Genomic DNA, 7,512 nt, shown 5'->3' with positions numbered 1-7,512 from the left:
GCTGAAATGGGGCGTTTTTCATAGCGGCCACCCTTAAAGCTTATGGCTAATACTTTAAGAATGGCAGATCTTCAACAGTTTACTCAGACATAGCCTTTTTTATGCGCCATCTCTGAGAGCGGTGTATGTGTTTCTATTTGGTTACACACTAACTTTTTGTTTTTAAACGATATTTAAATATGACGGGAGATGAGTCTGGTAAACGGCGACACTTTTTTCATTGCTGCATTAGCAGCTGTCGGCTTAACCCCGGATGAGTCAGAAAATTTATTTATAGTTCGTTGTTTGTAAAGCATTTTTTATTTAGTGGCACGAATAGTGTTATGTCAGGTCAGCGATCACTGAAAGGAGTAAACAGGATGGTACGTCTGACGCTGATACTAACCGTCATGCTGGCGGTTGTTGGCTTGCCGGAAGCACTGAAGCCGCTATTATTTCAAAGCGGTCCCCGTTTGGTCATTCTGACCACGGGTGAAGAGCCGCATGTACTCAATCCCGAAGCCCGGCAATATGCTGAGCCGCCGTTTCATGTGTCATCCGAATCGGTGCTGTTGCCGACAACCGAACTGGACGGGCCTCAGCTGAGCCATCTGCAGCCGTATGCCGAGCAGCTGATCATCGCCGATGGACAAAGCTGATACCCGCGAGAGGTGAAATCATGTACCGATCAAGATCCCTGATTGCGTTACTGACACTGGCACTGACTCTGGGGGGCTGTGGCACCATCATGCACCCTGAACGCAAGGGGCAGGTCAGCGGCCGCATTGACCCCGGCGTGGCGGTGCTGGACGGCATCGGCTTGCTGTTCTTCTTCGTGCCGGGCGTGATCGCCTTTGCCGTCGACTTCAACAACGGCACCATCTATCTGCCGGGCGGCCGCAGTGCGGACGCTGGTGCGCAGGATGAAAGCCAACAGATCCACTTCAGCGGGCGGCCGGATCGTGACCAGTTGGAACAGCTGCTGCGCGACGAGGCAGGACTCGAAATCGTGTTGGATCAGGCGCTGGTGTTGACCCCCGACCAGTATTTGGCCTGGCAGGAGACCGAGCGGCAGGTTCCGTTGATTCTCTGACCGCTGGGTGGCCGAGGGCAGACGCGGTATCCTTGTTGCTTCTTACCGGTAGCAAGGATCGATACATGCCCTATTTGATTGCGGTTACCCTGCTGTGGGCCGTTTCCTTCAGCCTGATCGGCGAATACCTGGCCGGTCAGGTCGACAGCTATTTTGCCGTGCTGACCCGCGTGGTACTGGCGGGACTGCTGTTTGTGCCGCTGCTGCGCCCGAGCCGCCTGCCCGCAGGCCTGATGGTGGGGATTGCGGTAGTCGGCGCACTGCAGTTCGGGCTGACCTACATCGGCCTCTATCTCTCCTTTGAATATCTCAGCGTGCCGGAAGTGCTGCTGTTCACCATCTTTACGCCACTTTATGTTGCCCTGATCGATAACGGCCTGCATCGACGTTTCTGTCTGGCACCGCTGGTATCGACGCTGGTAGCCGTGATCGGTGCAGCCATCATCCGCTATGACGGTGTCAGCGACAGCTTCATCCGTGGCTTCCTGATTCTGCAGTTGGCCAATCTGGCCTTTGCCGCCGGTCAGGTCGGTTATGCGCATTTGATGCGGCATTATCGGCAGTCGGCCGCGGCAGCCCGCCACAGCTTTGGCTTCTTCTTTATCGGTGCCTTCCTGATGGTGCTGCCGGCCTTCCTGCTGCTGGGCAATACCGGTAAGTTGCCGCAGACCACGCTACACTGGGGAGTACTGACCTGGCTGGGGCTGGTGGCTTCGGGTCTGGGCTTCTTCTTCTGGAATCGGGGCGCCACTCAGGTGGATGCCGGTGTGTTGGGGATCATGAACAACGCGCTGATCCCGGCCGGACTGCTGGTTAACCTGCTGATCTGGAACCGGGATGCGGATGTGGTCCGCCTGCTGATTGGCGGCAGCGTGATTCTGGGAGCCATCTGGCTTAATGCAGCCTGGTCGCGCCGGTTTGGACCGACATCGAAGTGGGCCTGAATCCGCTGACGTGCGTATAGCGATTTGGAGACACTTTTAAAGGAGGCGTTATGGAGCGTTGGGGGAATACGGTCAGCAGCGGGTTGAAACTGTCAGAGCTGATCAGTGCGTTGTCGCATGCGCTGGACATGACTGAAGGCCAGCCTCCGGGGCACTGTATGCGTTGTTGCTGGATCGGCATGCAGCTGGCGGAGCAGCTGCAGCTGGATGATGAGGCCCGCTGGGAGTTGTATTACACCCTGCTGCTGAAAGATCTGGGGTGCAGCAGCAATGCCGCCCGCATCTGTGAACTCTATGGTACCGATGATCTGGACTTCAAACGGGACTTTAAATGGGTCAATGGCAGTTTGACCCAGGTCGTGCGCTTCCTGTTACAGCACACAGGCCGCGACCGCGGCATGGTGGAGAGTTTCCAGCGCCTGCTGCGATTGGCGCGTGAGGGCAAGGAGTTGGCGACCGAGCTGATCACGACCCGATGTGAACGGGGGGCCGCCATTGCCCGTGATCTTGGCTTCAACGCGACGGTAGCGGCCGGTATCCACAGTCTGGATGAACACTGGTGTGGCAGTGGCAAGCCAGAGGGGCTGGCCGGCGATCAGATTCCGCTGTATGCCCGCATTGCCCTGCTGGCACAGGTAGTGGATGTGTTCCATACCGCAGCGGGTGCCGATGCGGCCATGGCCGAAGCCCGTGAGCGCAGCGGGCGCTGGTTTGACCCTGCGCTGGTCACGGCACTGGAGCAGGCGGCGCAGCAATCTGAGTTCTGGCAGGTGCTGGGCAGTGATACGCTGGCGCAGCGGGTGCTGGAACTTTCGCCTGCCGACCATGAGTGGCCGGTGGATGAAGACTATCTTGATCGGATCGCAACGGCGTTTGGTCAGGTGGTCGATGCCAAAAGCCCTTACACGGCGGGTCATAGCGAGCGTGTTGCACTGTATACCGATCTGATTGCCAATGAGTTGGGCATGTCGCCTGAACGGCGGCGCTGGTTGCGGCGCGGTGCGTTGCTGCATGATATTGGCAAGCTGGGCGTCAGCAACACCATTCTGGACAAACCGGGCAAACTGAACAGCGATGAATGGTTGCAGGTGCAGAACCATGCCCGCTTCACCGAAGAGATTCTGTCACGTATCAGTGTGTTTGCCGAGCTGGCTCACGTCGCCGGTGCTCATCATGAACGCATGGATGGCAAGGGATATCCGCGCGGGTTGAAAGATGAGCAAATCTCATTGGAAACGCGAATCATCACAACGGCTGATATTTTTGATGCGATTACCGCAGATCGGCCCTATCGAGGGGCAATACCGGTACCGGAAGCGTTGGCAATGATGGCAGAAAATCTGCATGTCGCAGTGGATGTGCGCTGCTTTGAAGCGTTGCAGAGGGCGATGGTTGGGTGGGAAACGAGTCTGGGGACGCTGGCTGAAGTGGTCGACTGAAGGGGCGGCATGTTATCTGCCGCCCCAGCGTCTACTCAGTGTACCAGTGCGGAAGCGCCTGTCAGCGGGCGACGGGGCTTGAGCATGCGAACAAGGCCGCGATACAGGGACTGGATGCCCTTCATGATAAACTCGGAACGCTCACGGCGCGCCTGTTCAACATAGTAATCCACGTCTACCAGACCATTTTGTGTCATTACCATGCGGTTGAAGTCGGACATTTTAGAGTAGAGCTCCTTAAAGTGTGCTGAGTTGATGGGGCTTATACTAAGGTCTAAAACGGTAGGCGACAAAGTATAGATTTTCAGGCTATAGTTGAAAAAAACTAAACAGTCAGAGGATTGCTGCCATTCGACGTCTCCCGCCACTCAACGCCCTGCGCAGTTTTGAGTCCGCCGCCCGCCTGCAAAGCTTTAACGCAGCGGCCGAAGAACTGTGCGTGACCCCTTCGGCGATCAGTCATCAGATTAAGTCACTTGAAGAATTTTTAGGTGTAAAGCTGTTCCGGCGTGAACGCCGTCAGGTCAGTCTGACTGTCGCCGGAGAGCGTTATCTGCCGTCCATCCAGCTGGCACTGGATGAAGTGGAAAGCGCAACGCGACGGTTGATGACCTCGCCTAACTTGAGTGCCGTTAATATCAGTGTGGCACCGGCATTCTTGACCCGCTGGCTGGTACCGCGCATTACCCGTTTTCAGGCCCTGTATCCCGATGTGGAGCTGCGCTTTAGCGCAACCACGGGCTATGTGGACTTCGAGCATTCGGATACCGATATGGCGGTGTATTACGGTGAAGGCAACTGGCGGGGCGTGGATATCCACTTTCTGCGCAACCTGGCATCGACGCCGGTGTGCAGCCCGGCCCTGATGGAAGGCGAGGCGGGGTTGAAGGAGCCAAAGGACCTGCTCAACAAGACCCTGATCCATGTCAGCGGTCGACGCCAGGAGTGGCAACAGATCCTGCAGCAATTGGGGGTGCGTGCAACGGGGTTGAACCGGACCATGTCGTTCTCCAGTACCGCATTGGCGGTCTCGGCGGCGATCGAAGGGATTGGTCTGGCATTGGCGGACCGGGCACTGATCCAGCGCGAACTGGAAGCGGGCCAGCTGGTCATTCCCTTTGATATCACGCTGGACAAGCCCAAGGCGTTTTATCTGGTATATCAAGAGAAACGGCAGCTGACCTATGCCATGCAGGCCTTCCGTGACTGGATGCTGCAGGAGATGCAGCAGGACCTGATGTAATACGGAGGATCAGTTGCCGCGCCGTGCATCGCTGCGGCGTGCCGTCGTGGTACTTTCCTGCTGCTGCATGAAAGTCTCGAAATCCGCAGTCACCACCCGCCACCAGTCGATGGTGTCATCAAAATTGTCGGTGCTGACGCCGTAGCGCAGGTTGACGGCCATTTCCAGATTGGGGTCGCCCTCATCATCCAGATACGCCTTGCCGAAGCGCATGTCCCGGTTCCATTCGTTGATCCGCGCGCGGCTGATCGCCTTATCGCTCCAGGCCGCGGCAAACTGAATGTCCTTGCAGTCGGCACCGTCGGTGCAGTTGTAGAAGAAGATGCCGTACTTGGTGCCTTCAATGCGGCCGGTAATCAGCGGGTCGCCATATTCGTCCTGGTCAACGACCGCCGAGCCAAACCCGCGCACCAGCTGGGCAATCTGCTCCGGATCGGCAGCAGTTACCAGTGGTTCTGCCTGAACAGACCCGGCGGCAAGGAGGGTGGCAAGGGCGAGGCCAAGGGGTAGTCGGTTGTACATAACGCACTCCATGTGTTGTTTGGCGCTTACTGTTACCGATCTGACGGGATAACTCAACCGGGTGGATTAATGCTGACACCCCTGTCGCTGCACCGATGGATGCGGCTAGAATGGAAGGTCACTCTTTGTTGCACGGTACCTCATGTCCGATCTATCCGCTCAGCCGTTCTACCAGCTCACCCCCGATACCGTGATCGATGCGGTGGAGTCGATGGGGTATCTCAGCGATGGCCGCATTCTGGCGCTGAACAGTTACGAGAATCGTGTCTATCAGGTTGGCATCGAAGAAGAAGTACCGTTGATTGCCAAGTTCTACCGGCCTGCACGCTGGAGTGACGCGCAGATTCTGGAAGAACATGAAATCTGTTTCGAACTGGTCGAGCGGGAGCTGCCGGTGGTGGCACCGCTGCGTAATGCACAGGGCGATAGCCTGTTCCGCTTCGGAGACTACCGTTTTGCCCTCTACCCGCGCCGCGGCGGGCGCGCCCCGGAGTTGGCGGACCTTGATCATCTGTATCGATTGGGCCAGACGCTGGGACGTATTCACCTGGTGGGCGCGGCGCATCCGTTCAAGGTGCGTCCGCCGCTGGATATCCAGAGCTACGGCCGTGACAGCATCGATTTCATCAGCCGTAATTTTATCCCCGCGTCGCTGCGCTCGGCCTATACTAGTCTGACTGCTGACCTGTTGGTCGGCATCGAGCGCTGCTATGCGGCGGCGGGTGATGTGCGTCAGATTCGGGTCCACGGTGATTGCCATGGCGGCAATATTCTCTGGCGTGATGATACGCCCAACTTCGTCGATTTCGACGATGCACGAATGGCACCCGCAATTCAGGATCTGTGGATGCTGCTGACCGGTGATGATCGTCAGCAACAGCAGGTCCAGCTGGCCGAGATCGTTGAAGGCTACAATGAATTTGCCGACTTTGATCCGCGGGAACTGCATCTGGTCGAGGCGCTGCGCACGTTGCGGATGCTCAACTACAGTGCCTGGCTGGCGCGGCGCTGGGAAGATCCTGCGTTTCCGCACAACTTCACCTGGTTCAATACCGAGCGCTACTGGGGCGAGCACATCCTGCAGCTGCGCGAGCAGTTGAGTGCCCTGCAGCAGCCGCCCCTGCAGCTGCTCTAGGTCATATCAGCTGGGCGGGTCGATCTGGTTGTTGATGCTGGTATTGACCCGGAACCAGCCGGCGATGCTGTAGCGGTCGGCGGCGGCGGGCAGTACCTCATGCGGGAACTGCTCGCTGAGGAAGATGACCAGAGTGCCCATGCGCGGCACAACGCGCTCGATAATGCTGTCGCTGTCAGGCGTGGGCCAGATCAGCAGTTCGCCGCCGTCCTGCTCAGCCCATTCGGGGTTGAGGTACAGTACGGTGGTCAGGACGCGATTGGTCTGGCCCCGAAATGCGTCCAGATGCCGTTTGTAGAATGCCCCTGGGCGGTAGTGGGAAAAGTGGGCTTCGTAGTCGAACAGACCCATGAACAGACGTCGGTTCAGGCCTTCACGCAGGTCTGCCATCCAGTCGAGGTAGTCCGCTTCTGCCGGATGCTGTTGTCCCAGCCAACGAATCTGGTCGCGGCGGATATCACCCTTGAGCTGATGATCCTGTTCGCGGCCGATACCGGCGGGCTGCATCTGTCGGGGCGATAAGCCGTCCAGGTGTTGGTACAGTGGCGTGGTAATGGTTTCGGGCAGTGCGGAAGGCAGAATGATATAGCCCTTGTCGACCAGAGCGTCGGCAATTTGGTCATACAGAGATTGCTGCAGGTCGAGCGGTAGTTCAGGGGGTGCGTACACTCGGGCATCCTCCACATAAGTAGAGAATCTATATACTGCCAAACCGGTAATCAGTCACGAAAAAGTTCATAAAATGGTGATATATGTTTGCTTCTGCATTTAAGTGCGGATTTGTGTTGGTCTTGGGGACCCTCGCCGGATGCATGGACAGCACCCCCGAAATGCAGGTGTTGACGGTGCAGGCTTCGGCCTACAATTCGCTCGCGGCACAGACCAATGACAATCCGACGCTGGCAGCCTGGGGGGATACGCTCACGCCCGGCATGAAAGCGGTGGCGGTGTCGCGGGATCTGATCAAGGAAGGGCTGACCTACAACACCCTGATCGAGATCGACGGCTTGCCGGGTCAGTACCGGGTATTGGACAAGATGAACAAGCGCTGGACGCGCAAAATCGACATCTACATGGGCAAGGATGTTGATGCCGCCCGCGAGTGGGGCGTGCGCGAGGTGACCATTCGCTGGGTACCTGCGCTCGTCGAGGAGTAG

Annotated in this window: 10 protein-coding genes; 7 read left to right on the top strand and 3 right to left on the bottom strand. The window is 57.6% G+C overall.

The window, feature by feature from the left end; translation table 11 throughout:
* Window positions 1-359 precede the first annotated feature (359 nt).
* The 4 genes from CLV44_RS13570 (at window position 360) to CLV44_RS13555 (ending at window position 3,455) form a co-directional block, all read left to right on the top strand.
* Window positions 360-638, top strand: coding sequence for a hypothetical protein (locus CLV44_RS13570; RefSeq protein ID WP_106592657.1), 279 nt, complete (start codon window positions 360-362; stop codon window positions 636-638).
* A 20-nt stretch (window positions 639-658) separates the two neighbouring features.
* Window positions 659-1,072: a hypothetical protein gene (locus CLV44_RS17555; protein ID WP_245912698.1), complete on the top strand. Its 414-nt coding sequence runs from the start codon at window positions 659-661 to the stop codon at window positions 1,070-1,072.
* A 65-nt stretch (window positions 1,073-1,137) separates the two neighbouring features.
* The gene (locus CLV44_RS13560) at window positions 1,138-2,016 is read left to right on the top strand and encodes an EamA family transporter (RefSeq protein ID WP_106592656.1); all 879 of its coding nucleotides are present in this window, start codon (window positions 1,138-1,140) and stop codon (window positions 2,014-2,016) included.
* A 50-nt stretch (window positions 2,017-2,066) separates the two neighbouring features.
* The gene (locus CLV44_RS13555; RefSeq protein WP_106592655.1) at window positions 2,067-3,455 is read left to right on the top strand and encodes an HD-GYP domain-containing protein; all 1,389 of its coding nucleotides are present in this window, start codon (window positions 2,067-2,069) and stop codon (window positions 3,453-3,455) included.
* A gap of 35 nt (window positions 3,456-3,490) precedes the next feature.
* Here CLV44_RS13555 and CLV44_RS13550 read toward each other — a convergent pair whose 3' ends face one another.
* A complete protein-coding gene (locus CLV44_RS13550; protein WP_106592654.1) occupies window positions 3,491-3,676 on the bottom strand; it encodes an RSP_7527 family protein in 186 nt (61 codons plus the stop codon).
* Window positions 3,677-3,795: 119 nt separating this feature from the next.
* On the opposite strand from CLV44_RS13550, the gene gcvA reads away from it, so the two are divergent.
* Window positions 3,796-4,698, top strand: coding sequence for a transcriptional regulator GcvA (gene gcvA, locus CLV44_RS13545; RefSeq protein ID WP_211298147.1), 903 nt, complete (start codon window positions 3,796-3,798; stop codon window positions 4,696-4,698).
* A gap of 9 nt (window positions 4,699-4,707) precedes the next feature.
* On the opposite strand, the gene CLV44_RS13540 is transcribed toward gcvA, so the two are convergent.
* Window positions 4,708-5,220, bottom strand: a complete 513-nt coding sequence (locus CLV44_RS13540; protein WP_106592652.1) for a YbjN domain-containing protein — start codon at window positions 5,218-5,220, stop codon at window positions 4,708-4,710.
* A gap of 142 nt (window positions 5,221-5,362) precedes the next feature.
* On the opposite strand from CLV44_RS13540, the gene CLV44_RS13535 reads away from it, so the two are divergent.
* Window positions 5,363-6,355: a serine/threonine protein kinase gene (locus tag CLV44_RS13535; protein WP_106592651.1), complete on the top strand. Its 993-nt coding sequence runs from the start codon at window positions 5,363-5,365 to the stop codon at window positions 6,353-6,355.
* 6 nt (window positions 6,356-6,361) lie between these two features.
* Here the strand turns inward: CLV44_RS13535 and CLV44_RS13530 are convergent, their stop codons facing one another.
* Window positions 6,362-7,024, bottom strand: a complete 663-nt coding sequence (locus CLV44_RS13530) for a 2OG-Fe(II) oxygenase (RefSeq protein ID WP_106592650.1) — start codon at window positions 7,022-7,024, stop codon at window positions 6,362-6,364.
* A gap of 113 nt (window positions 7,025-7,137) precedes the next feature.
* Here CLV44_RS13530 and CLV44_RS13525 point away from each other — a divergent pair, with 113 nt between their 5' ends.
* On the top strand, window positions 7,138-7,512 hold the full coding sequence (locus tag CLV44_RS13525; RefSeq protein ID WP_425436445.1) for a 3D domain-containing protein: 375 nt from the start codon (window positions 7,138-7,140) through the stop codon (window positions 7,510-7,512).

It is taken from the genome of Marinobacterium halophilum (genome assembly GCF_003014615.1).
Classification (GTDB): domain Bacteria; phylum Pseudomonadota; class Gammaproteobacteria; order Pseudomonadales; family Balneatricaceae; genus Marinobacterium; species Marinobacterium halophilum.
Note: the sequence above shows the minus strand (reverse complement) of the source record. Positions and strands in the feature narration are given on the sequence as shown.

Excerpts from the sequence above, each read along its gene's own strand:
- CLV44_RS13570 (WP_106592657.1), top strand. The coding sequence starts at position 360 with ATGGTACGTCTGACGCTGATACTAACCGTCATGCTGGCGGTTGTTGGC.
- CLV44_RS13550 (WP_106592654.1), bottom strand. The coding sequence starts at position 3,676 with ATGTCCGACTTCAACCGCATGGTAATGACACAAAATGGTCTGGTAGAC.
- CLV44_RS13560 (WP_106592656.1), top strand. The coding sequence starts at position 1,138 with ATGCCCTATTTGATTGCGGTTACCCTGCTGTGGGCCGTTTCCTTCAGC.
- CLV44_RS17555 (WP_245912698.1), top strand. The coding sequence starts at position 659 with ATGTACCGATCAAGATCCCTGATTGCGTTACTGACACTGGCACTGACT.
- CLV44_RS13555 (WP_106592655.1), top strand. The coding sequence starts at position 2,067 with ATGGAGCGTTGGGGGAATACGGTCAGCAGCGGGTTGAAACTGTCAGAG.
- CLV44_RS13535 (WP_106592651.1), top strand. The coding sequence starts at position 5,363 with ATGTCCGATCTATCCGCTCAGCCGTTCTACCAGCTCACCCCCGATACC.
- CLV44_RS13540 (WP_106592652.1), bottom strand. The coding sequence starts at position 5,220 with ATGTACAACCGACTACCCCTTGGCCTCGCCCTTGCCACCCTCCTTGCC.